This is a genomic window from Nocardiopsis sp. iso_25 (assembly GCF_056173305.1).
Genome location: NZ_CM149667.1, coordinates 5,267,247 through 5,289,156, shown reverse-complemented (window position 1 = coordinate 5,289,156; position 21,910 = coordinate 5,267,247). Strand labels below are relative to the sequence as shown.

Here is a 21,910-nt window from a genome sequence, read left to right as displayed (position 1 = left end):
GCACATGACCGCAGCCACACCAGAGGAGGAGCGGGGGACCGCCTCCGACACGCAGATCCCGCCCTCCGGGCCGTCCACGGCCCGAGGTCGCTGGCGTGACGGCGGCACCGGGCTCACCCGCTCCTACGCGCTCGCCCAGCGCGCCGCCCGCGCCCTGGTGCGCGGCGTCCACAGCAACTGGCGCCGCTCGCTGCACCTGCGGGTCATCTCCACCACCCTGGTGCTGTCCCTGGTGGTCATGGTGGGCCTGGGATACGTGCTCATCTCCCAGGTGCGCGGCGGCCTGCTCGACGCCAAGATCTCCACGGCCGTCACCGACCACCGCGCCGGGCTCAACTACGCGTCGGCCGAACTCCAGGAGAACGAGTCGGGCGACCGCAACCGGCTCATGTACAACCTCGCCAACGAGCTCACCAGCCGCAGCGGCGACACCGGGCTGTACAGCGTGGTCATCCTGCCCTCGGTGGGCGGCGAGGTCGGCTGGGCCACCGGCGAGGGCAGCGTTCCGCAGCGGCTCATCAACCAGGTCCACGAGTCCGAGGTGGACGAGCAGCAGTACCACACGTACACGCGCATCACCACCGACCAGGGCGAGGAACCCGCGCTGGTGGTCGGCGCGCAGCTCACGCGCGCCTACGAGCTGTACTACATCTTCCCGCTCCAGCACGAGCAGCAGATCCTCGACCTGGTCCAGGGCACGGTCGGCCTGGTGGGCGTGCTGCTGGTCATCCTCCTGGGCCTGATCGCCTTCGTCATCACCCGGCAGGTGGTCAGCCCGGTCCGCTCGGCCGCCCAGTCCGCCGAACGCCTCTCCTCGGGCGACCTCACCGAGCGCATGGCCGTACACGGCGAGGACGACCTCGCCCGGCTGGCCCTGTCCTTCAACGACATGGCTGGCAACCTCCAGGAGAAGATCCAGGAGCTGGAGGAGCTGTCCAAGCTCCAGCGCCAGTTCGTCTCCGACGTCTCCCACGAGCTGCGCACCCCGCTGACCACCATCAAGATGGCCGGGGACGTGCTCTTCGACGAGCGCGAGGAGCTCGACCCCACCATGCGCCGCTCGGTGGAGCTGCTGCAGAGCCAGGTGGAGCGGTTCGAGGAACTCCTCTCCGACCTGCTGGAGATCAGCCGCCACGACGCCGGGGCCGCCACCCTGGGCACCGAGTCGCTCGACATCCGCGACGCCGTCATGAAGGCCGTCGGCGACGCCGAGCAGATCGCCGAGCGGCGCGGCATCAAGGTCGTGCTGCGCCTGCCCACCGAGCCCTGCACCGCCGAGTACGACGGCCGCCGCATCAACCGCATCCTGCGCAACCTCGTGGTCAACGCCATCGAGCACAGCGAGGGCCGCGACGTGGTGGTCACCGCCGCCTGCGACCGCGACGCGGTCGCCGTGGCCGTGCGCGACTACGGGGTGGGCCTCAAGGAGGGGGAGGAGCACCTGTGCTTCGACCGCTTCTGGCGCGCCGACCCGGCCCGGGTGCGCACCACCGGCGGCACCGGCCTCGGACTCTCCATCGCCAAGGAGGACGCCACCCTGCACGGCGGCTGGCTCCAGGCGTGGGGGCAGCCCGGCCAGGGCTCCCAGTTCCGCCTGTCCCTGCCGCGCCGCTCCGGCAGCGAGCTGCGCGGCTCCCCCCTGCCGCTGGTGCCGCCGGAGTTCGCGCTGGGCCGCACCTACACCGCCTTCGCCGACAAGGCCGACAAGGGCGACAAGGGCGAGAACGGCAACGGCGCCGTCCGCGCCGAGAAGGTGCCGGCCAGGAACGGCGCGGACACCACGGAGGAGGGCGCGGCCGCCGTCCGCGCCGAGCAGCGCGAGGGCGAGGAGAAGCTGTGAGGACACCGCACCGGTTCGGCCGCGCCACGCGCGCCTGCCTGGCCGCGGCCGTGGCGGCCGTGTCCATGGCGGCCTGCGCGACCGTCCCCACCACCGGCCCGGTCGTGGCCAGCGACGGCAACGAGTCCGAGGGCGACCCCTACGGCGGCTACGTGCGCCTGCTGCCCGCCGGACCCCAGGAGGGCGTGGCGCCGGAGGGCCTGGTCAGCGACTTCCTCAAGGACATGGGCAGCTTCGAGCAGGACTACGAGGCCGCCCGCAGCTACATGCTGACGAGCACGGACGAGTCGTGGAACCCGGACGGGACGGTCAAGGTCTTCCCCGGCCACGACACCGTCGACCTCGACACCACGATCAGCGGAGACGGGCTCACCGCCACCGTGCGGATGCGCAGCTCACTGGTGGCCACGATCGACGAGGACGGCAGGTACGTCTCCGGCGACTCCGGCCGCCTGCTCGACGAGACCTTCGTCCTGGCCCGGGAGGACGAGGACCCCGAGGGCGAGTGGCGCATCCAGAGCCTGCCGGACGAGCTCGTCCTCAGCCAGCTCGACCTGGAGCGCACCCACCGCCCGTTCAACCTGTACTACTTCAACCCCGACGAGAACGCCCTGGTCCCGGACCCGGTCTACCTGCCCGTCAGCAACGACGAACTCACCCAGCGCCTGCTGCACCGGCTCGTCCGCGGCCCCAGCGCCTGGCTGGAGCCCTCCGTGCACTCCTCGTTCTCCGAGGACGCCGATCCCGAGGTGGAGGTGGACGAGGACCGGGTGACCGTCAGCGTGACCGCCCCCGGCCAGGCCGACGAGTTCGGCATGGGCGCCCAGATCGCCTGGACCCTGCGCCAGCTGCCGGAGATCCAGGAGTTCACGCTGCGGGTGAACGGCAACGAGGTGGACTTCCCCGGGGCCGAGGGCGAGAGCGCCGACCGGCCGCGCCCGGGCAGCACCTACTGGTCGGAGGTCAGCCCCGGCGCGACCTCGCCCGGCGTCCACGTCTACTACTCCCACGAGGGCCAGCTGTGGGCGGCCTCGGACTGGGACACCGACACCTTCGGCAGCGGCGAGCCGGTACCCGGCCCCCTGGGCTCGGGCGAGGTCCCCCTGGGCAGGTTCGCGGTGTCGCTGGACGAGCAGACCATCGCCGGGGTCACCACGGGCGGCCGCAGGGTCGTCACGAGCGAGGCCACCCCGGGCGCCGCCGTCCGGGAGGTCCTGGCCGACGGGGTCTTCACCGAGCTGTCCTGGGACGTCAACGGCGACCTGTGGGTGGTCGAGGAGGTCGACGAGGAGGACGGTGAGGAAGGCGAGGAGGCGCGCGAGGACTCCGACGCCGAGAGCCCCAACCTCAACGGGCCGCCGCCCTCCCCGGGCCCGACGCACCTGTGGCTGCTGCGCGACGGCCACGAGGTGGTCCGCGTGGACGTGTCCGACCTGCGCGACAGGCCGCTGGTGCAGTTCCAGATCTCCCGGGACGGCACCCGCGCCGCGGTGGTGACCGAAGTGGACGGGCGCCGCTCGCTCCAGGTGGGACGCGTGGTGGAGGACGCCGACGGCCAGGTCTCCGTCGAGTCGTTCGTGACCCTGGCCCGCGAGCTGGAGGACGTCACCGACATCTCCTGGCGCTCGGGCGACCAGCTGGTCGTGCTCGGCACCCGCGAGGGCGGTACCAGCCAGGCCCTCCTGGTGTCGCTGGACGGCGGCACGCCGCCCGCCAGTGCCGGGACCCCGGTCGCCAGCATGGTGACCGTCTCCGGAGCCCCTGGCCAGCCCCTGGTGGCCGGTTCGGACGACGGCAACATCTGGGTGTCCAGCGACCCGCTGAACTGGCAGAGCGTCGTGGAGGGCGGCTCACCGTCCTTCCCGGGCTGAGGCGTCGCGGGCGCGGCCGGACCCCGGCCGCGCCCGCGACGAAACAGGGGTGCGCCCGGCGCGGAGGCCTGGAAGGGTGGCGCCATGGACGACCTGACCCGGCTGGGTACGCCGATCGACGCACGCCCCCACTTCTCCGGGGAGCGGGAGGACCTCCTCGCGCTCCTGCGCGGCCTCACCCCCGACGAGTGGCAGGCCGGGGCCGTGACCGGGTGGAGCGCGCGCGACGTGGCCGCCCACCTGCTCGGCGACGACTACTGGCGCATCGCGGGGATGCGCGACCGCTACCGGGCGGCACCGGCCCCGGCGCCTGGGGAGCCGCTGGCGGCGTTCATCCACCGCAACAACCAGGAGTGGGTGCGGGCCACCGCCAGGATCAGCCCGCAGGCGCTGGTCCAGACGCTGGAGATGACCGGACGCGAGCTCGCGCGGCTCTGGCGCTCCGCGGACCCGCACGCCCCGGGTGTCGCCGTCTCCTGGGCGGGCGCCGACCCGGCGCCGGTCTGGCTGGACTGCGCCCGCGAACTCACCGAGAACTGGGCGCACCGGCAGCAGATCCGGCACGCCGCCGGGCGGGCCACCGACCCCGGGCCCGCGGGCTCCCTGGTGCTGGACACCTTCATGCGCGCGCTGCCGCACACCCTGCGCGACGTCCCGGCGCGGACCGGAACGCGCGTGAGCGTGGCCGTGGACGGCCCGGACGGCGGCGAGTGGACCGTCACCCGCACCGGGACCGGGTGGTCGCTGGCCCCCGACGCCGCGGGGGACTCCGGCCCGCCCGCGGCGGCCGTGCGCTGGGACTTCGAGACCGCCTGGCGGCTGTGCGTGCGGGGGATCGAACCCGAGGAGGCCGAGGCCGGGGGAGCCCTCTCGGGAGACTCCGGCCTGGCCCGGGCCTGCTGCCGCATCGTGTCGATCATCCGCTGAGCGCGCGGACCGGCCGCGGCCCGTGCGGCGGCCGGCGGCGGCCTGCGGCGACCGGTCGGTCCGGGCCGTGCCCGGTGCCGGAACCGCGGTGCCGGGACCGGAGCGGGAGCCGGTGAGGGGCGCGGAGGAGGCCTTCGGGGGCGTTGTCCACAGGTCCGGGAAGGGGCTGGCGGAGGCTGTTCCGAACGCCCAACCTTGAGGTATGGACGAACGGACACATCCCACGGGCGTGCTGCGGTGGATACTCGGCGCGCTGCTCGACCTGCTCCTGCCCCAGCCCTGCGCGGCGTGCGCGGGCCCCTCGGGGCCGCTGTGCGCGCACTGCCTCACCGCGCTGCGGCGCCGCCCCCACCGCTGCGCGCCCAGGCCCGGCTGCCCGCCCGTCTGGGCGGCCGGGCCCTACGCCGGGCGCCACCGCGGGGTGCTGCTCACCTACAAGGAGGGCGCTGCGGACGCCCTGGCCGCGCCCCTGGGCGGATGGCTGGCCGCCGCCCACACCGCGTCCGGCCTGGCCCGCCCGGACACCCTGCTCGTCCCCGTGCCCGGGCGGGGCCCGCCGGGCGACCCCCGGGCGCCGGTCACCCGGCTGGCGCGCGCCTGCCTGGCGCAGGCGGGCGGAGCGGGCGCCGGGCGGCTGGCGCCCCTGCTGCGCTATCGGGGCCGTCCCCGGCGCCAGGCCGGTCTGGGGCGGGACGAGCGCCTGGCCAACCGGGCGGGCACCCTCGTCGCGGACCGTCCGCTTCCCCGGGCCCTCGACGCGGCCCCCGGCGCGCGGCCCGGCCCGGAGACCGGGGGAGCCGCGGTCGTGGTGGACGACGTCCTCACCACGGGCGCCACGGTGGCCGAGGCGACCCGCGCCCTGCGGGCCCGCGGGATTCCCGTGGCGGGCGCGGTGGTCCTCCTCGAACGCCTGCCAGGCTCTGGCGGAGGTCCTTCCCGGGAGAAGGAGGCGGGTGGTGCAAGAAGGTTTTACGAACCCTCGTGAACAGGTGAAAAGTCCATGTACAAAGGGGTTTGAGGCAGTTACCGATGAGTTGGGAGGGTGGCTGCTACCTGACATCCTCGCCAGGACAGGTTACGGTCACGGTATGGCACCCGTCCGGGTCCGTGGTTGCGTCGGAGTCTGTGAGCTCCCGGGAACACCGGGGGGCCACTCCGGCAAGCCGATGCCAGGCGCAGGCGAAACGGCCCACGTAAGGCGACTTTTCGTCGACCGATCACGGTGCGCCTTAGAGGTAAGCCCTGCCCCGCGGAGGGTCCAGATGTCCCTCATGACAGGGAGAAGAGCAGTAGTCGCGTACAAGAGCGGCGACACTCTCAGCAGGCGGATGTGGGGACGAAGACCAGGTCGGCCGGACGGGTGGCATCCCATCGTCCGGGGGTTCGCCAACGGCGAACCCCCGGAGACGATCCCCCCGCGTCCCCGCCGCGCGCGTCCCGCCGCGGCCCCGGGCGACCTGCGGTTCATCGAGGGGCGACCCGTCCCGACAGTCCCGGCAGTCCTTTCCTCCACCGCGGCGGCCTTCGCCAATCACGCCCCTGGTACGCGTGATGACACCCCCGCTGGTGGGTATACGCATCTCCAACCGAGCCGTGCCCCCTACAGGACGGGGGCACCAGCGGAAGGGGGCTAGCGCGACACCCCTCCCGCCCCCCTGACGGCGGAAGGGACGCAGAGCCAGCCTGGCCGTCGTCTTCCGGCGGCCACGCGATGAAGGGGGTCCTATGGACATCATCGTCAAGGGTCGACGCACCGGTGTGAGTGAGAAGTTCCGTCAGCACGTCGACAACAAGCTCGACAGGCTCTCCAAGTGGGAGAAGAAGGGCATGACCGTCGACGTGGAGGTGTCCAAAGAGCGCAACCCCAAGCTCGCCGACGTCTGCGAGCGGGTTGAGCTGACCATCCGGACCAACGGTCCGGTCATTCGCAGCGAGGCCGCCGCCTCGGACCGGTACGGCGCCCTCGACCTCGCCCTCGACAAGATCGAGGCCCGCCTGCGCAAGTCCGCGGACCGGCGCAAGGTCCACCGGGGCAACCACGCCCCCGTCTCCGTCGCGTCGGCCACCGCCGACCTCCCCGGAGACCTGCCCTCGTCCGCCACCGCCACCGCGACGCAGGCTCCCCCCGCGCAGCGGCGCAGCGGCGAGGAGGACGTCAACGGCACCGAGCTGGACGGGAGGTTCTCCGACGAGTTCGTCGAACTCGACACCCAGGGAGACGCCCCCGTCGTCGTCCGGGAGAAGTTCCACCGGGCCAAGCCCATGAGCATCGACCAGGCGCTCATGGAGATGGAACTCGTGGGCCACGACTTCTACCTCTTCCACGACGAGGTCAAGGACGCCCCGAGCGTCGTCTACCGGCGCAAGGGCTTCAACTACGGCGTCCTCCGACTGGTCGACTAGGCAGTGTTTTTTTGGACCTCCGCTCCGCTTCGGTCCGTGTTCGGGCGCCCGGAGAACGGGAATCGGGTTGAAGCAGGCACAGCGGTGCCGGAGACGGGTTCAAAGAACAGACCCTAGACGTCCGCGACCGCCCTCGACGGATCCCCCCGCACGAAGCCGCGGCGGGTCCATCCGGACCCGCCGCGGCGGTGTGCACTCACCCCGTGCCCGGCGCTCGTCTCCGCCGGTCCGGCCGTCGGCCCGCGCCTACCCGGGCCGGTGCTCGGCGTCCTCCTGCTTGATCCGGTGCAGCGGGGTGTCGTGCGGCTCCTCGGACTCGGCCCGGGGCGTGTCGAGGACGACGTCGCTCATCAGGTCGAAGACCAGGGCCACCACGGCCGCCGCCACCAGCAGGACCGCGGCGACCACCAGCAGGACCACGGACATCCCCATGGCGACGCCGACCCCGCCCACGACGAACCCGGCGCACGCCAGCAGGACCGCCGCCCACGACGACACGCGCCCGCGATGGCTGCTGCTCGGCGCGAGGCTGCCGCCCTGGTGCTGGAACCCCCGGATGCGCCCGAAACGGCTGTCGCCGTCGGGATGCTCCTTCTCCCAGGCCAGCGCGGGGTCGTCGGCCACCGGGTCGCGCCGAAGGACGGGCGACTCCCCGACGAACTCCTTGGCCACGTCGTCGGGAGAACGCGGGGAGGGCGCCGACAGGTCCCTCGCCTCGCGGCCCCCGCCGTCCCGTGTCCCGCGGTCCTTCTTGTCTCGGTTCGTTCGCATGGTGATCCCCCCTGGGAACACGTTCGCGTCCGGTCCGTCCGCGGCCGTTCGGCCGCGGTACGACCTCCTACCACGTGCCTACCCACGAAAGCCGGGACCCACCGGTGCCCGCTCCGAAAGCGCGGGGAGGCGCTCCGAAAGCGCGGGGAGTCGGTCGGCGTACGCGACCGGCGCCCCGTCCGCGCCGGTATCCGATCCCCCCTGGTACCGGGGCGACGCGAAAAACCTTCCGAGCCCGCTGCCAGGTCTGTGACATGCGGGAACATATCGGTCGGTTCTCTTCGTTGCGCACAGGGAAACGTGCGGTCGGGCCGCTCCACCTGAGAGGGTGGGCGTAGGGTTCGTGTCCTCTAGGATGTAGGGCCGAGGGCCCAGGAACCCCCGCCGTCCTCCGCGGCCACGGGAAAGCGGTCAGCGGGCCTAGATCTGAACTCCACGTGGGTGGAGCCAACCGCGATCTGCGAGGAGCGCATAGGAAGTGCCAGGGATACTCGACAAGCTCCTGCGCGCGGGTGAGGGAAAGATCCTGCGCCGACTCAACAAACTGAAGGACCAGGTCAACTCGCTGGAGGAAGACTACGTCGACCTCACCGACGAGGAGCTGCGCGACCTCACCGGGGAGTACAAGGAGCGCTACGAGGACGGGGAGTCCCTGGACGACCTGCTCCCCGAGGCCTTCGCCACCGTCCGGGAGGCGGCCAAGCGCACCCTGGGCCAGCGCCACTTCGACGTCCAGATCATGGGCGGCGCCGCGCTGCACCTCGGCAACATCGCCGAGATGAAGACCGGTGAGGGCAAGACCCTGACCGGCACCCTCGCGGTCTACCTCAACGCGCTCGCGGGCAAGGGCGTCCACGTCATCACGACCAACGACTACCTGGCCAAGCGCGACGCCCAGAACATGGGCCGCATCTACCACTTCCTCGGCCTCGAGGTCGGTGTCGTCGGACCGCAGATGACCGCGGCCGACCGCCGCGGCGCCTACCAGGCCGACATCACCTACGGCACGAACAACGAGTTCGGCTTCGACTACCTGCGCGACAACATGGCGCTCTCGCTCAAGGACACCGTCCAGCGCGAGCACTACTTCGCCCTGGTCGACGAGGTCGACTCCATCCTCATCGACGAGGCCCGCACCCCGCTGATCATCAGCGGCCCCTCGGAGCAGAACTCCCGGTGGTACGCCGAGTTCGCCAAGATCGCCCCGCGCCTCAAGCGCGAGGAGGACTACGAGGTCGACGAGAAGAAGCGCACCGTCGGCATCACCGAGTCCGGCGTGGCCAAGGTCGAGGACTGGCTGGGCATCGACAACCTCTACGAGGCCGTCAACACCCCGCTCATCAGCTTCCTCAACAACTCCCTCAAGGCCAAGGAGCTGTACAAGCGGGACAAGGAGTACATCGTCAAGGACGGTGAGGTCCTCATCGTCGACGAGTTCACCGGCCGCGTCCTGGCGGGCCGCCGCTACAACGAGGGCATGCACCAGGCCATCGAGGCCAAGGAGCGCGTCAAGATCAAGGACGAGAACCAGACTCTCGCCAAGGTCACCCTCCAGAACTACTTCCGCCTCTACGAGAAGCTCGCCGGCATGACCGGTACCGCCCAGACCGAGGCGGCGGAGTTCACCCAGACCTACAACGTCGGCGTGGTGCCCATCCCCACCAACAAGCCGATGGTCCGTCAGGACGTCAAGGACGTCGTCTACAAGCATGAGGACGCCAAGTTCCAGGCGCTCGCCGAGGACATCGCCGAGCGCCACGAGGCCGGGCAGCCCGTCCTGGTCGGTACCACCAGCGTCGAGAAGTCCGAGCTGCTGTCCCGGATGCTCAAGCGCGAGGGCGTGCCCCACGAGGTCCTCAACGCCAAGAACCACGCCCGTGAGGCCGCGATCATCGCCCGCGCGGGCAAGCTCGGCGCGGTCACCGTCGCCACCAACATGGCCGGTCGCGGTACCGACATCATGCTGGGCGGCAACCCCGACTTCCTCGCCGACGAGGAGCTCCAGGGCCGCGGACTGAGCCCGCTGGAGACCCCCGAGGAGTACGAGGCCGCCTGGCCCGAGGCGCTGGAGAAGGCCAAGGCCGACTACGAGGAGGAGCACGAGAAGATCGTCGAGGCCGGCGGCCTGTACGTGCTCGGCACCGAGCGCCACGAGTCGCGGCGCATCGACAACCAGCTCCGCGGCCGCTCCGGCCGCCAGGGCGACCCCGGCATCTCCCGCTTCTACCTCTCCCTCCAGGACGACCTGCTGCGCCTGTTCAACAGCAGCCGTCTGGAGGCGTTCATGAACCAGCTGAACATCCCGGACGACCAGCCCATCGAGTCCGGCATGGTCAGCAAGGCGATCGCCTCCGCGCAGGGCCAGGTCGAGACGCAGAACTTCGAGATCCGCAAGAACGTCCTCAAGTACGACGAGGTCCTCAACCGCCAGCGCAAGGTCATCTACGCCGAGCGGCGCAAGGTCCTGGAGGGCCAGGACCTGCGCGACCAGGTCATGAGCATGCTGGAGGAGGTCCTGCGCGGCTACGTCGTGGAGGAGACCGCCAACGGCGACCCCAGCGACTGGGACCTCGACAAGCTCTGGCGGGCGTTCAAGCAGGTCTACCCGATCAGCTTCACCGTCGACGAGTTCATCGAGGAGAACGGCGACCTGCACACGCTGACCACCGAGGTGATCTCGGAGCGCGTGGTGGAGGACGCCAACACCGCCTACGAGGCCCGCGAGGCCGAGCTGGGCGAGGAGGCCATGCGCGAGGTCGAGCGCCGGGTCATCCTCCAGGTCATGGACCGCAAGTGGCGTGAGCACCTCTACGAGATGGACTACCTCCAGGAGGGCATCGGGCTGCGCGCCATGGCGCAGCGCAACCCGCTGATCGAGTTCCAGCGCGAGGGATTCGACATGTTCCAGCAGATGCTGGAGGCCATCAAGGAGGAGTCCGTCGGCTACCTCTTCAACGTCGAGGTGCAGGTCCGCAAGAAGGAGGAGCCCGCCCTCACCACGGCCGCCGCGGCCAGGACCGCCGCTGCCGTCGGCGGCTCCGCCAGCGCGACCGCCGTCGCGACCGCGGTGGAGGAGGACGAGGAGGTCCAGGACGCCGCCTCCCCTGTGGAGGAGGCCGAGCCCGCCGAGGACGTGGTCGTCCCCGGCTTCGGCGAGGGCCAGCCCAACCAGCTCCAGTACTCCGCGCCGAGTGAGGACGGCACCGTCGAGCGCCACAGCGAGACGGCCGACGAGTACTCCGGCACGGCGCGCAACGCACCCTGCCCGTGCGGCTCCGGCAAGAAGTACAAGAAGTGCCACGGCGACCCGGCCGCCAAGTAGGCGGGCGGTAGGCCCCGGCGGCAGCCGGAACACGACGCGCTCGGGCGCGGCTCCCACGGGGGCCGCGCCCGAGCGCGTTCGCCGTCCGCTCCGCGGGCGCGCCCGGGCGGCCGCGGACCGCCGCCCGGACACGGGCGTCCGGACTTCAGGCGGGCAGGGGCCGCTCCCGCACGACGTGCTTCATCACCAGCGTCGAACTCAGGTGCTGGACGCCGGGCAGGGTGGCCAGGGACTCGTCGTAGAGCACGCGGAAGGCGGCCAGGTCGGCGCTGACCACGCGCAGCAGGTAGTCGGGGTCGCCGAACAGGCGCTCGGCCTGGACGACCTGGGGGATGTCCTCGACCGCCCGCTCGAAGGCCGCGACGGTGTCCCGGTCCTCCTGGCGCATGGTGACGAAGACCAGCGCCTGGAAGCCCAGCCCCACCGCCTCGGCGTCCACGACCGCGCGGTACCCGCTGACCACCCCGGCGCGTTCGAGTTCGCGCAGTCTGCGGTGGCACGGGGAGACGCTGAGCCCGACGCGGTGGGCCAGTTCGGTGACGCTCAGACGGCCGTCCTCCTGGAGCTCGGCAAGAATCTTCCGGTCGACGTTGTCCATGGAGGAGATTCTTCCACCAACGGCGGTTTCGCCCGCAAGAAGTGGAACCATTTTCGGGCGTTTTATGGCTACTCTTCCCCTCTGAACAGGAGTTTCGAGGAGAGGAGTGGCCGTGGAACCGGCTTCGGTCGCGGCGTTCTGGACGGTGTCGGTCCTGCTGATCCTGGTGCCGGGGGCGGACTGGGCCTACACCATCTCCGCCGGGCTGAGGGACCGCTCGGTGCTCCCGGCGGTGTCCGGGCTGCTGCTGGGCTACGTCGCCCTCACCGGGGTCGTCGCGGGCGGGGTCGCGGCGCTGGTGGCCAGCACACCGGCCGTGCTCACCGGCCTGACCCTGGCGGGCGCCGCCTACCTGGTGTGGCTCGGAGCGGCCACTCTGGCCCGCCCGGCGGTGCCCGGCGCGGGCGGAGCCGCGGTGCCCTCCTCCTGGGGCTCGCGCGTGCTGACCGGTACCGGCGTCAGCGGTCTCAACCCCAAGGCACTGCTGCTGTTCCTGGCCCTGCTGCCGCAGTTCACCGACCCCGCGGGCGGATGGCCGATGGCCGCGCAGATCGGCACCCTGGGCCTGGTGCACACGGCCAGCTGCGGGGCGGTCTACCTGTGCGTGGGCGTGCTCGCCCGCACGGTGCTGGGAACCCGCCCCGCCGCCGCGCGCGCCGTCAGCCGCTTCTCCGGGGCGGCCATGATCCTCATCGGCGCGGGCCTGATGGCCGAACGCCTCCTCTAGGGCGCGGGCCGCGACCGTCCCCGCGACGCCGCAGCGGTGTCAGGAGGGGCCGCGCCGAAGGGCGAACTCGGCCATCCTCTCCGCGCCGTCCCGCCACTCCTCGCCGTGTCCCACGAGCACGGTCCGCGCTCCCGTGTCCGCGATCGCGCCCAACGACGCCAGCGCGCGCTCCTCGTCCGCGGTCGCCGCTCCCGACACGATCTGCGGTCCGTACGTGCCCCGGTACGGGTTGAGGGTCACCACGGCGTCGCCGGCGATGACCGCTCCGCGGTCCGGGAAGTGCAGGGCGCAGTGGCCGAGAGTGTGACCCGGGGTGGGAACGACCCGCGGCCCCCCGGGCACCGGCAGTTCGCCGTCCCGGAAGCGGTGCACCTCCCTGACCGGCTTCGGCCACCACGCCCGCCGCCCCACGAACGAGGCGACCATCGGAAAGGCCTTCACCTGCGTCAGGAAGTAGGGAGTGCGGGCACGCGCGTGCCCGTACTGGCGGGGATGCCGCGTGAGCGGAACGTCGTTCTCGTGTATGTGGACGGGAACGCCCATCCGGGACCGGATCCGCTCCGCGAACCCGAGGTGGTCGAAGTGCCCGTGCGTCAGCACCAGGGCGCGGATGTCCCGGGGCTGCCGCCCGAGCAGCATCAGGGCCCGCCGCAGGGAGTCCCAGGAGCCCCCCACCCCGGCGTCGACGATCGTCAGCAGCCCTTCGTCCTCGACGATGAACCAGTTGACGTACCCGTCCCGCACGCAGTGGATGCCCTCCGCCACGTCCTTCCTGAACACCGCCCACCTCCCGGGAGGTCGATGAATCCGGTCTGGTGCGTCGGACTGCCCTGACACGAGCGGCCCGAAACCCGCGCACGGGTTTCGGGCCGCGGGCCCGCGGACGTCCCGGCGGATCAGCCTGAGGAACCCGTCCCGCCCTTCGACGAACCTCCGGACTCCGGCGGGTCCTCGCCGGTGTTGGTCTCGGTGTGCGCCCGCACGGTCTCGCCCGGGTCGTCCGGGTCGCGCTCGCGGCCCGGCGTGGGCAGGTTCAAGCGGGTGATGAGCAGGTAGAAGATCCCGAAGTAGGCCGCGAAGTACACCAGGCCCAGCAACAGGGTCAACCCCAGCCCCTGGGTGTTGTCCTTCGTGGCGTTCAACAGCATGTCGATCAGGCCCGCCGAGAACCCGAAGCCCAACTGGGCGTCCACCGCGTTGAGCACCGCCATCGAGACGCCGGTCAGCACCACGTGCACCGCGAACAGCGCCGGGGCCACGAAGATGAACGCGAACTCCACCGGCTCGGTGATGCCCGTCGCGAACGCCGTCAGCGCCGCGGGGATCATGATCGACCCGATCTGCGTCCGCCGGGCCTTGGGCGTGGCCAGCCACATCGCCAGCGCCGCGCCGGGCAGGCCGAACATCAGCACCGGGAAGAACCCGGACAGCAGACCGCCCGCGTCCGGGTCTCCGGCGAAGTAGCGGGTGATCTCGCCGTGCGTCACGGTGCCGTCGGGAGCGGTGTAGGTGCCCGACACGAACCAGATGAACGAGTTCACCACGTGGTGCAGGCCCAGCGGCAGCAGCAGGCGGTTGATCACCCCGTAGGCTCCGGCTCCCACCGCGCCCGCGCCGATGATGCCCTCGCCCAGGTCCTGGATCCATCCGCCCACGACCGGCCAGATGAGGCCGAGCGCCACGCCCATCAACAGACCGGCCAGCGCCGTCACGATCGGCACGAACCTGCGGCCGCCGAAGAAGCCCAGCCAGGTCGGCAGCTTGATCCGGTGGTAGCGCTGCCACAGCACGGCCGCCACCAGGCCCACCGCGATGCCGCCGAGCACGTCGGTCGGGTTCTTCACCGCGTGGTTGATCACCGGCATGACCGCGTTGACGGCCTCGGGATCGGTGACGGGCTGGCGGGTCACCGGGTCCACCGCCAGCGGGTACGTGGTCAGCCGCGACCCCAGGTCGCCCGTGGCACCGTCGAAGGTCACCATCGTCCACGTGGCCACCCGGTCGAACACCAGGTAGCCCACGACCGCGGCCAAGGCCGTCGAACCGTCGGCGCGCTTGGCGAACCCGATCGCCACACCGATCGCGAACAGCAGCGGCAGGGCCTGGAAGACCGCGTCGCCCGCCATGCCGACGGCGCCCGCGACCGGCTCCATCCACCCCATCCCGGAAAGCCCGGCCAGGCCGTCCGCGCCGAGCAGGTCGGGCTGGCCCAGGCGGAGCAGGATCGCGGCTGCGGGCAGGACCGCGATGGGCATCATCAGGCTGCGGCCGAGCCTTTGCAGGACGGCGAGCGTGGACGAGCCGCGCTTGGACCGGCTCGCGCCGCCGCCCGGGGGCTGCGACGCGGTCGGTGTCGGGGTCTGGTCCGAACTCATGGGGGGTCCTTCCTCGGACACGCGCCTCGTGGGCGCGGGACTTCAGTCGCCGTGCCGCCGGGGGTCCAGCCGGGAGTGCAGCTGGTAGCGGTCGGCTCGGTAGGTGGACAGCGCCAGTTCCACGCACTGTCCGTTGGCGAAGCTCCGGCGCTGCATCACCAGCACCGGGCTCCCAGCTGGCAGGCCGAGGAGTCGGGAGTCGGCCGAGTCGCAGATCCCGGCCTCGATGGTCTGTTCCCCGGAATCCAACAGGATGTCGAACTCGTTTTCCAGCACCTCGTAGAGGGACCGTTCGGCGAGGTCGTAGTCCTCCAGGCCCGGGACCATGGCGGCGGGGATGTTGGAGCGCTCCACGGCCATCGGCTCGTCGTCGGCGGTGCGCATGCGCTCGATGTGGTGCACCAGCGTGCCCGGTGCGATGTCGAGCATGCGCGCGGTGTGTCCGCTCGCCGGGATGACCTGGCGGATCAGCTCGCGGGCTCCCGGTTCGAAGCCGCGTGCGCGCATGTCCTCGCTGAAGGAGGCCAGCACCAGGGACATCTCGATCTTGGGACGGGCGATGAAGGTCCCCTTGCCGGGGACCCGGTACAGCCGCCCCTCGGCCACCAGCAGGTCGATGGTCTGGCGGACGGTCATCCGCGAGAGCCCGTAGGTGGCGCTGAGCTCGCGCTCGGAGGGGATCATGTCGTCCACGCCCAGCCCCGCCGCGGTGATCCAGTCCAGGAGCAGGTCGCGCAGTTGGCTGTACTTGGGCAGCGGGTTGCTGGGGTCGATCGACATGGAGCGGGCGGCCTTCTCGGTCGGCGGGTGGGTTGGCGTCAGACCTTAGCGCGGACGGACCCTGCGTGTCCGGCGCACCAGGTCCGGGCACCTCCGGGACGATTCGGGCATGACTGGTATAGTCCGGACTAGACCACAGCTCCGACCGCGTGTCAATCCACCCAAGGGCAGGCGGTTCGCACCTGTTACCTGGGCGGACCGGGGGCCCGTCCGGGAGTCCGCTCCACCTGCGCCACACCCCCGCCCGCCGTCCGTCGGCCCCGACACGCGCTCCGCCGCGTCCACCGCCCGCGCCACCCACAGGAAAGGCCCTCCATGACCACCACGAGCGTGATGCGTTCCGAGATCGCCGAGCAGCCGGAGGCGCTGCGCCGCACCTTCGCCGAACTCCTGCCGCTGCGCCCCCAGATCGAGGCCCTGGGCCGCCGCACCAGGCACGTGCTGTTCATCGCCCGCGGTTCCTCCGACAACGCAGCGGTCTACGGCAGCTACCTCCTCCAGGCGCACACCGGCCGCCTGGCCACCCTGGGCTCGCCGTCCATCGCCACCACCTACGGGGCGCGGATCGACCTGTCCGACGTCCTGGCCGTCGCGATCTCCCAGTCGGGCAAGACCGAGGAGATCGTGGAGACCATGCGCTGGGCCGCCGACTGCGGCGCGCGCACCGTGGGCGTCACCAACGGCGCGGAGTCCCCGCTGGCCCGCGAGGCCGACGTCGCCCTGGTCACCCGCGCCGGGAGCGAGGTCGCGGTGCCCGCCACCAAGACCTACAGCACCCAGCTCGCCGCCCTCGCCGTCCTGGCCCTGGGCCTGGGCGCCGACCTGGACCCCGGCGACCTCACCCGCGTCTGCGAGGGCATCGAGGAGACCCTCACGGCGCCCTCGGACGCCCTGGAGGAGATCGTCGAGCGGATGGTCGCCGTGCAGGGAGCGGTCATCTCCGGCCGCGGCCTGGCCTTCTCCACCGCGCTGGAGGCCGCCCTCAAGCTCAAGGAGGCCTGCTACCTCCACGCCATGGGCCTGTCCTACGCCGACCTGCTGCACGGACCCATCGCCGTGGTGGACCCGCGCACCCCCGCCCTGCTGGTGGCCGCGCCCACCGGCCCGACCCTCCAGGGCACGGTCTCCCTCGCCGAGCGCGTCCGCTCGGCCGGGGCGCCGGTCTTCGGCTTCGGCGGCGGCGACGCCCTGGCCGCCGCCAGCGACGTGTCCGTGCCGGTCCCCGACGTGCCCGAGTGGGTGTCCCCGATGAACCTCATCGTCCCCGCCCAGCTGCTCACCGAGCGCCTGGCCCGCCGCCTGGGCTACAACCCCGACGTCCCGCGCGGCCTGAACAAGGTCACGCAGACCTCCTGAGCCGAGGACAACACCCCGTCCGGCCCCCGACCCTGGTGCGCGCGGTGCGCCGCCCCTAAGCTCGCCCTCAGGTTTCGGGTACACCCCGTTCCACGGCAGAACACGGAGGACACATGGCGGACAAGGCAGCGGCGATCGTCGCCGGTCTGGGCGGCGCGGACAACATCGAGGACATCGAGGCCTGCATCACCCGGCTGCGCACCGAGGTGGCCGACCCCGGTCTCGTGGACGAGAAGGCCCTCCAGGCCTCCGGAGCCCACGGCGTGCTGGTCTCGGGCAACGTCGTCCAGGTGGTGGTCGGTCCCGAGGCCGACGCCCTCACCGACGACATCCGGGACCTGCTCTAACAGGCCCCGCCAGGAAGGATCAAACGCCCAAGGGAGGGAAGACACCCCCCATGTCAGATGTGATCGGTACGCTGCGCGTACTCTCCCCCGTGCCCGGAACGGCGCTGTCCCTCGACACTGTGCCCGACCCCGTCTTCTCCCAGTCGATGGTCGGCCCCGGGGTCGCCGTCCACCCCGAGCCCGGACAGGAGGGCGGCCAGGAGGGCGTCCAGGACGCCGTGTCCCCCATCGCGGGGACCCTGGTCAAGCTCCATCCCCACGCGTTCGTGGTGATGGCGCCCGACCACCGCCGGGGCGTGCTCGTCCACCTGGGCATCGACACCGTCCAGATGGCGGGGGAGGGGTTCACCCTCCTGGCCGCCGAGGGCGACGAGGTCGAGCCGGGCACCCCTGTGGTGCGCTGGTCGCCGGGTTCGGTGGCCGCGCAGGGGAGGCCGTCGGTGGTCCCGGTGGTCGCCCTGGACGCCTCGCCCGACGCGCTGGGCGAGGTGGTCAGCGGCTCGGTCGCCCGGGGGGACGCCCTCTTCACCTGGTCCTGAACGATCTCCTGCGCGCGGACCCGGACCCGCGCACACCGCTCGACGGAGCCCCGAACCGCCGCCACGCGCGCCCGCGTGGCGGCGGTTCCGCCTCCGGGCCTGCCGCAACGGGTATTTTCGGCGGCGAACCCACGATTTCGCCGGAGATGAAGTCCGCCATGAAACTGTCCGTTCCGCACGCCCTGGCCCCGGCCTGCGTGGGACTCGCACTGATCGCCACCGCATGCACCACAGAGGAGGTGGGTTCCTCGCACGAGGACCGCGAAACCCAGCCGTCGGCCGAGGCCGAACCCTTCGAGCCCGTGCTCGCACCCCGGCTGCTCTCCGAGATGGACCTGGACGACAAGATCGGCCAGCTCCTCGTCCTGACCGCCCAGGGCACCTCGGCCGCCGAGAACGCCGCCCAGATCGAGGCCTACCGGCCCGGCGGCCTCATCTACTTCGACGCCAACCTCACCGACGCCCAGCAGATCGCCACCATGTCGGCGGGCGTGCAGGACCTGGCCGCCGAACAGGGGCAGGGCGTTCCGCTGTTCGTCGGCATCGACCAGGAGCAGGGCCTGGTGGCCCGGCTGCCCGTGGGCACCCGCTTCCCCGACGCCATGGCCGTCGGCGCCACCCGCGACACCGAACTGGCCGAGCTGCGCGCCTCCACCACCGCCGAGGAGCTCACCGCCCTGGGCATCAACCTCAACTACGCGCCCGACGCCGACGTCAACACCGATCCCGACAACCCGGTCATCGGCATCCGCTCCTTCGGCTCCGACCCCGACCTGGTCGCGCAGATGGCCGTCGCCGAGTCGGGCGCCTACTCCGGCGCCGGTGTGGTGTCGGCGGTCAAGCACTTCCCCGGGCACGGCGACACCGACGTGGACAGCCACAGCGGCCTGCCCGTCATCGACATGCCGCGCGAGCAGTGGGAGGCCGAGCACCTGCCGCCGTTCCGGGCGGCCATCGACGCGGACGTGGACGCCGTCATGACCGCCCACGTGCTCATGCCGCAGCTGGACGGGAGCGAGGACCCCGAGCCCGCCACCATCTCCCCGGAGCTGATCGACGGCATCCTCCGCGGCGAACTGGGCTACGACGGCGTGGTGACCACCGACGCCCTCAACATGGAGGGCGTGCGCCAGCGCCACTCCGACGGCGAGATCGCCGTGCGCGTGCTGGAGGCGGGCGTGGACCAGCTGCTCATGCCGCCGGACCCCGCCGCCGCGGTGTCCGCGATCCGCGAGGCGGTCGAGCAGGGCCGCCTGAGCGAGGAGCGCATCGACGAGTCCGCGCTGCGCGTCCTGGCGCTCAAGGAGAAGCGCGGGGTCCTGGAGGCCGAACCGGTGGACCCGCAGGGCGCCGCGGCGGTCCTGGAGGACCCCGGGCACGCCGAGGCCGCCCAGCGCGTGGCGGACGCCTCCGCGACGCTGCTGCGCAACGAGGGCGACCTGCTGCCCCTGGCCGAGGGCAGCGGTGTCCGCGTCCAGGGCGTGGGCGCGGAGCAGATCTCGGCCGCGCTCACCGAGGCCGGTGTCGACGTGGTGGAGAGCGGGGCCGACGCCGTGGTCGTGGGCACCGGGGGCGGCAGCGGGGCCTCGGAGCAGAGCGGCCTGGTCCAGGCCGCGCGCGCCGAGGGGCTGCCGGTGGTCGTGGTATCCCAGGGCACGCCCTACGACCTGGCGGCCTTCCCGGAGGCGGAGGCGTTCGTGGCGGTGTACTCGTCCGTGGACGTCTCGCGGGCCGCCGCCGCGCGGGTCATCGCCGGACAGGTGAAGCCCTCCGGGAAGCTGCCGGTGGACATCCCCGCGGCCGACGTGGAGATCGGTACCGGGCTGACCACCTGACCGGCCGGGTTTCGCCGGGGGTTGAAACGGGCGGGGAACGGGAAGAACGCTTCCCCGCCCGACCCGCGGGCGTCTGGGGGAGAGGTCACCGACGACCGGAGGAGGGGATCGGATGGACGGCACCCGGCGAGGGGTCATCTGCGACTGGGGTGGTGTCCTCACACCGCCGCTGCCCGTGGGCATCCGGGCCTGGCTGCACGCCGACCGCATCGACGTCGAGCACTACCACGAGGTCATGCGCCCCTACTTCGACGGCAGCGTCGAGGGGGAGAACCTCGTGCACGCCCTGGAGCGGGGCGAGATCGACACCTGCGCGTTCGAGCGCGAGCTGGCGGCCCTGCTGCGCTGCACCCACGGCGGTCCGGTGGTCGCCGAGGGGCTGATCGACCGCATGTTCTGCGAGTTCGACCCCGTGCACGACATGTACGAGGCCCTGCGCGAGGCCAGGACCGCCGGGGCCGCGACCGCCCTGCTGTCGAACTCCTGGGGCAACTGCTATCCCCGTGAGCACTTCGACACCACCTTCGACGCGGTGGTCATCTCGGGCGAGGTGGGGATGCGCAAGCCGGAGCACCGCATCTACCTGCACACCTGCGAGCGGATCGGCCTGCGTCCCGAGGACTGCGTGTTCATCGACGACCTGGAGCACAACGTCCGCACGGCCGAGGAGCTCGGGATGACCGGCATCCTGCACAGCGACGTGGACACCACGCGGCTGGAGCTGGAGCGCTTCCTGGCGCCGGACGGCGACGGCGCGCCCCCGGTGCCGGGGGAGCGGGCCGCCTGAGCCCGGGGTTTGGCACACTTGGTGTGTTCAGCCCACATCCTGGAGAGCCGCTCGCATGTACGTCTTCCTGCCCAGCACCATCCCCGCCCTGGCTCGCCTGCTGGAGGAGGGGCGGCTGGAGGGCGTGCCGCTGACCGCGTTCGCGGCCGACCCCGGCCCGGACGAGGACGTGGAGGAGGCGGAGTACGAGGCGATGTACGCCGCCGCGGGGGAGTCGCTGGCGCTGCTGGCGGCCGACCCCGGCGCTCCCCGGCGACGGGTGGTGCTGGCGGCGAACATGCCCGACCAGGTCGTCGAGCGCGCTGGCAGCGCGGGGCGGGGCGTGGCCCGGGTGAGGGTCACCGGGGCCGTTCCGTTCAAGAAGCTGGCGTCGGCCCACGTGGACGACGCCGACGCCGCCGCGGACGTGGCGGCGTCGGTGCAGGACCCGGATTCGGGCGCGGTGGAGGACCACGAACTGATGTGGTTCGCGGTCCAGGAGCTGCGCTACCTGGTCGACGAGGCCACGACCACGCAGCCGTAGGGCGAGGGCCGACGGCTCGCTGCCGGGAGGTGAGCGCGAACGCACACATCCCGGCTCCCGCCTCGCTGCCGCACCCGGACGGAGGTTTCCGCCCTCATGCGCCCATACGGCAAGATGGAGGGGCCCCACCCCCGTCGCGTCCCGAGGAGTTCGCCATCAGCCGCCTGGTGCTATGGAACATCGACCTCACCCTCCTCGACGTGGGACGGGTGACGAGGGCGGCCTACGCCGAGGCCTTCGAGAAGGTCACCGGTGAGCCCCTCGTCTACCTGACCTCGTCGGCGGGCCGGACCGACTCGGAGATGTTCTTCGAGTTCTGCGCCCGCAACTACGTCGACGTCGAACCCGACACCGGCTCCCTGGGCGAGTTCCTCGACGCCCTGGAGGAGTCCTTCGGCAACCGCTCGGACGAGCTGCTCTCCAAGGGCCGCGTCATGCCCGGCGCCGCGGCCTCGCTGGCGGCGGTGGCCTCCATGCCCGACACCGTCCAGACCGTGGTCAGCGGCAGCACCCGCGCCAACGCCACGGCCAAACTGGTCGCCTTCGGACTCGACACCTACCTCAACCTGGCGATCGGCGGCTACGGCTCGGTCAACTACCCCAAGTCCAGCCTCATCCAGTCCATCCGCCTGCACGCCGCGGGCGAGGGCGGCCGGGTCTACCCCGAGGAGGAGACGGTCTTCATCACCGACTCCGCCCCGGACGTGCGCGCCGCCGTGATCGGCGGCGCGACCCCGGTCGCGGTGCTCAACGGCTCGACCACGGAGAGCCAGCTGCGCGAGGCCGGAGCGGTCGTCGTCCTGCCCGACCTGACCGACCCCCGGGCCGTGATGACCGCGGTCCTCCAGGCAACGGATCGGTAACGACATGTCCCCCTGTGCGGGGGGTAGGTGGTGGTCCGTGTACGCA

18 protein-coding genes and 1 pseudogene are annotated in these 21,910 nt (G+C 72.0%); 14 read left to right on the top strand and 5 right to left on the bottom strand.

Features of this window, described 5'->3' with window-relative positions; translation table 11 throughout:
• Positions 1–4: 4 nt before the first annotated feature.
• The 5 genes from mtrB (at position 5) to hpf (ending at position 7,041) form a co-directional block, all read left to right on the top strand.
• Positions 5–1,840 (top strand): MtrAB system histidine kinase MtrB, encoded by a 1,836-nt coding sequence (mtrB, locus tag AC0VX6_RS22670; protein WP_274974572.1) that lies wholly within the window; start codon positions 5–7, stop codon positions 1,838–1,840.
• Positions 1,837–3,711, top strand: coding sequence for an LpqB family beta-propeller domain-containing protein (locus tag AC0VX6_RS22665; RefSeq protein WP_475465978.1), 1,875 nt, complete (start codon positions 1,837–1,839; stop codon positions 3,709–3,711). Before mtrB ends, AC0VX6_RS22665 begins: the two co-directional genes overlap by 4 nt.
• Before the next feature lie 84 nt (positions 3,712–3,795).
• Entirely contained in the window at positions 3,796–4,638 is an 843-nt protein-coding gene (locus tag AC0VX6_RS22660) for a maleylpyruvate isomerase family mycothiol-dependent enzyme (RefSeq protein WP_475465977.1), read from the top strand.
• A 202-nt stretch (positions 4,639–4,840) separates the two neighbouring features.
• Positions 4,841–5,623, top strand: a complete 783-nt coding sequence (locus AC0VX6_RS22655; protein WP_274974569.1) for a ComF family protein — start codon at positions 4,841–4,843, stop codon at positions 5,621–5,623.
• 740 nt (positions 5,624–6,363) lie between these two features.
• Entirely contained in the window at positions 6,364–7,041 is a 678-nt protein-coding gene (gene hpf / locus AC0VX6_RS22650) for a ribosome hibernation-promoting factor, HPF/YfiA family (protein WP_475465976.1), read from the top strand.
• A 246-nt stretch (positions 7,042–7,287) separates the two neighbouring features.
• Here the strand turns inward: hpf and AC0VX6_RS22645 are convergent, their stop codons facing one another.
• Positions 7,288–7,812, bottom strand: a complete 525-nt coding sequence (locus tag AC0VX6_RS22645; protein WP_475465974.1) for a hypothetical protein — start codon at positions 7,810–7,812, stop codon at positions 7,288–7,290.
• 478 nt (positions 7,813–8,290) lie between these two features.
• Here AC0VX6_RS22645 and secA point away from each other — a divergent pair, with 478 nt between their 5' ends.
• A complete protein-coding gene (gene secA / locus AC0VX6_RS22640; protein WP_475465973.1) occupies positions 8,291–11,134 on the top strand; it encodes a preprotein translocase subunit SecA in 2,844 nt (947 codons plus the stop codon).
• 145 nt (positions 11,135–11,279) lie between these two features.
• Here the strand turns inward: secA and AC0VX6_RS22635 are convergent, their stop codons facing one another.
• On the bottom strand, positions 11,280–11,732 hold the full coding sequence (locus AC0VX6_RS22635) for an Lrp/AsnC family transcriptional regulator (RefSeq protein ID WP_013154742.1): 453 nt from the start codon (positions 11,730–11,732) through the stop codon (positions 11,280–11,282).
• Between the two features lie 112 nt (positions 11,733–11,844).
• Here AC0VX6_RS22635 and AC0VX6_RS22630 point away from each other — a divergent pair, with 112 nt between their 5' ends.
• Positions 11,845–12,459 carry a LysE family translocator gene (locus tag AC0VX6_RS22630; protein ID WP_274974565.1) on the top strand — a complete coding sequence of 205 codons (615 nt, stop codon included), beginning with the start codon at positions 11,845–11,847 and terminating at the stop codon, positions 12,457–12,459.
• A 39-nt stretch (positions 12,460–12,498) separates the two neighbouring features.
• Here the strand turns inward: AC0VX6_RS22630 and AC0VX6_RS22625 are convergent, their stop codons facing one another.
• From AC0VX6_RS22625 to AC0VX6_RS22615, 3 genes are all read right to left on the bottom strand, one after another.
• Positions 12,499–13,239, bottom strand: coding sequence for an MBL fold metallo-hydrolase (locus AC0VX6_RS22625; protein WP_274974564.1), 741 nt, complete (start codon positions 13,237–13,239; stop codon positions 12,499–12,501).
• Between the two features lie 116 nt (positions 13,240–13,355).
• On the bottom strand, positions 13,356–14,834 hold the full coding sequence (locus AC0VX6_RS22620) for a PTS transporter subunit EIIC (RefSeq protein WP_475465970.1): 1,479 nt from the start codon (positions 14,832–14,834) through the stop codon (positions 13,356–13,358).
• Between the two features lie 42 nt (positions 14,835–14,876).
• Complete coding sequence (locus AC0VX6_RS22615) at positions 14,877–15,614, bottom strand: GntR family transcriptional regulator (protein WP_013154738.1); 738 nt, start codon at positions 15,612–15,614, stop codon at positions 14,877–14,879.
• 315 nt (positions 15,615–15,929) lie between these two features.
• On the opposite strand from AC0VX6_RS22615, the gene AC0VX6_RS22610 reads away from it, so the two are divergent.
• From AC0VX6_RS22610 to AC0VX6_RS22580, 7 genes and pseudogenes are all read left to right on the top strand, one after another.
• Positions 15,930–16,970, top strand: coding sequence for an SIS domain-containing protein (locus tag AC0VX6_RS22610; RefSeq protein WP_475465968.1), 1,041 nt, complete (start codon positions 15,930–15,932; stop codon positions 16,968–16,970).
• Between the two features lie 101 nt (positions 16,971–17,071).
• Positions 17,072–17,317: pseudogene (locus tag AC0VX6_RS22605) on the top strand (PTS sugar transporter subunit IIB); the annotation flags it as partial.
• A 50-nt stretch (positions 17,318–17,367) separates the two neighbouring features.
• Positions 17,368–17,856 (top strand): PTS sugar transporter subunit IIA, encoded by a 489-nt coding sequence (locus AC0VX6_RS22600; RefSeq protein WP_475465966.1) that lies wholly within the window; start codon positions 17,368–17,370, stop codon positions 17,854–17,856.
• A 158-nt stretch (positions 17,857–18,014) separates the two neighbouring features.
• On the top strand, positions 18,015–19,691 hold the full coding sequence (locus AC0VX6_RS22595; RefSeq protein WP_274974560.1) for a glycoside hydrolase family 3 protein: 1,677 nt from the start codon (positions 18,015–18,017) through the stop codon (positions 19,689–19,691).
• A 112-nt stretch (positions 19,692–19,803) separates the two neighbouring features.
• A complete protein-coding gene (locus AC0VX6_RS22590) occupies positions 19,804–20,478 on the top strand; it encodes an HAD family hydrolase (protein ID WP_274974559.1) in 675 nt (224 codons plus the stop codon).
• Positions 20,479–20,533: 55 nt separating this feature from the next.
• Positions 20,534–21,001: a DUF6912 family protein gene (locus tag AC0VX6_RS22585; protein ID WP_274974558.1), complete on the top strand. Its 468-nt coding sequence runs from the start codon at positions 20,534–20,536 to the stop codon at positions 20,999–21,001.
• 167 nt (positions 21,002–21,168) lie between these two features.
• Positions 21,169–21,864: an HAD family hydrolase gene (locus AC0VX6_RS22580; protein WP_274974554.1), complete on the top strand. Its 696-nt coding sequence runs from the start codon at positions 21,169–21,171 to the stop codon at positions 21,862–21,864.
• Positions 21,865–21,910 lie beyond the last annotated feature (46 nt).

What these genes read in the sequence shown, in the direction of transcription:
- AC0VX6_RS22600 (WP_475465966.1), top strand. Translation starts at nt 17,368, where the DNA reads ATGTCAGATGTGATCGGTACGCTGCGCGTACTCTCCCCCGTGCCCGGA.
- hpf (WP_475465976.1), top strand. Translation starts at nt 6,364, where the DNA reads ATGGACATCATCGTCAAGGGTCGACGCACCGGTGTGAGTGAGAAGTTC.
- AC0VX6_RS22610 (WP_475465968.1), top strand. Translation starts at nt 15,930, where the DNA reads ATGACCACCACGAGCGTGATGCGTTCCGAGATCGCCGAGCAGCCGGAG.
- AC0VX6_RS22590 (WP_274974559.1), top strand. Translation starts at nt 19,804, where the DNA reads ATGGACGGCACCCGGCGAGGGGTCATCTGCGACTGGGGTGGTGTCCTC.
- AC0VX6_RS22615 (WP_013154738.1), bottom strand. Translation starts at nt 15,614, where the DNA reads ATGTCGATCGACCCCAGCAACCCGCTGCCCAAGTACAGCCAACTGCGC.
- AC0VX6_RS22635 (WP_013154742.1), bottom strand. Translation starts at nt 11,732, where the DNA reads ATGGACAACGTCGACCGGAAGATTCTTGCCGAGCTCCAGGAGGACGGC.
- AC0VX6_RS22655 (WP_274974569.1), top strand. Translation starts at nt 4,841, where the DNA reads ATGGACGAACGGACACATCCCACGGGCGTGCTGCGGTGGATACTCGGC.
- AC0VX6_RS22645 (WP_475465974.1), bottom strand. Translation starts at nt 7,812, where the DNA reads ATGCGAACGAACCGAGACAAGAAGGACCGCGGGACACGGGACGGCGGG.
- AC0VX6_RS22620 (WP_475465970.1), bottom strand. Translation starts at nt 14,834, where the DNA reads ATGAGTTCGGACCAGACCCCGACACCGACCGCGTCGCAGCCCCCGGGC.
- AC0VX6_RS22660 (WP_475465977.1), top strand. Translation starts at nt 3,796, where the DNA reads ATGGACGACCTGACCCGGCTGGGTACGCCGATCGACGCACGCCCCCAC.
- AC0VX6_RS22595 (WP_274974560.1), top strand. Translation starts at nt 18,015, where the DNA reads ATGAAACTGTCCGTTCCGCACGCCCTGGCCCCGGCCTGCGTGGGACTC.
- AC0VX6_RS22585 (WP_274974558.1), top strand. Translation starts at nt 20,534, where the DNA reads ATGTACGTCTTCCTGCCCAGCACCATCCCCGCCCTGGCTCGCCTGCTG.
- mtrB (WP_274974572.1), top strand. Translation starts at nt 5, where the DNA reads ATGACCGCAGCCACACCAGAGGAGGAGCGGGGGACCGCCTCCGACACG.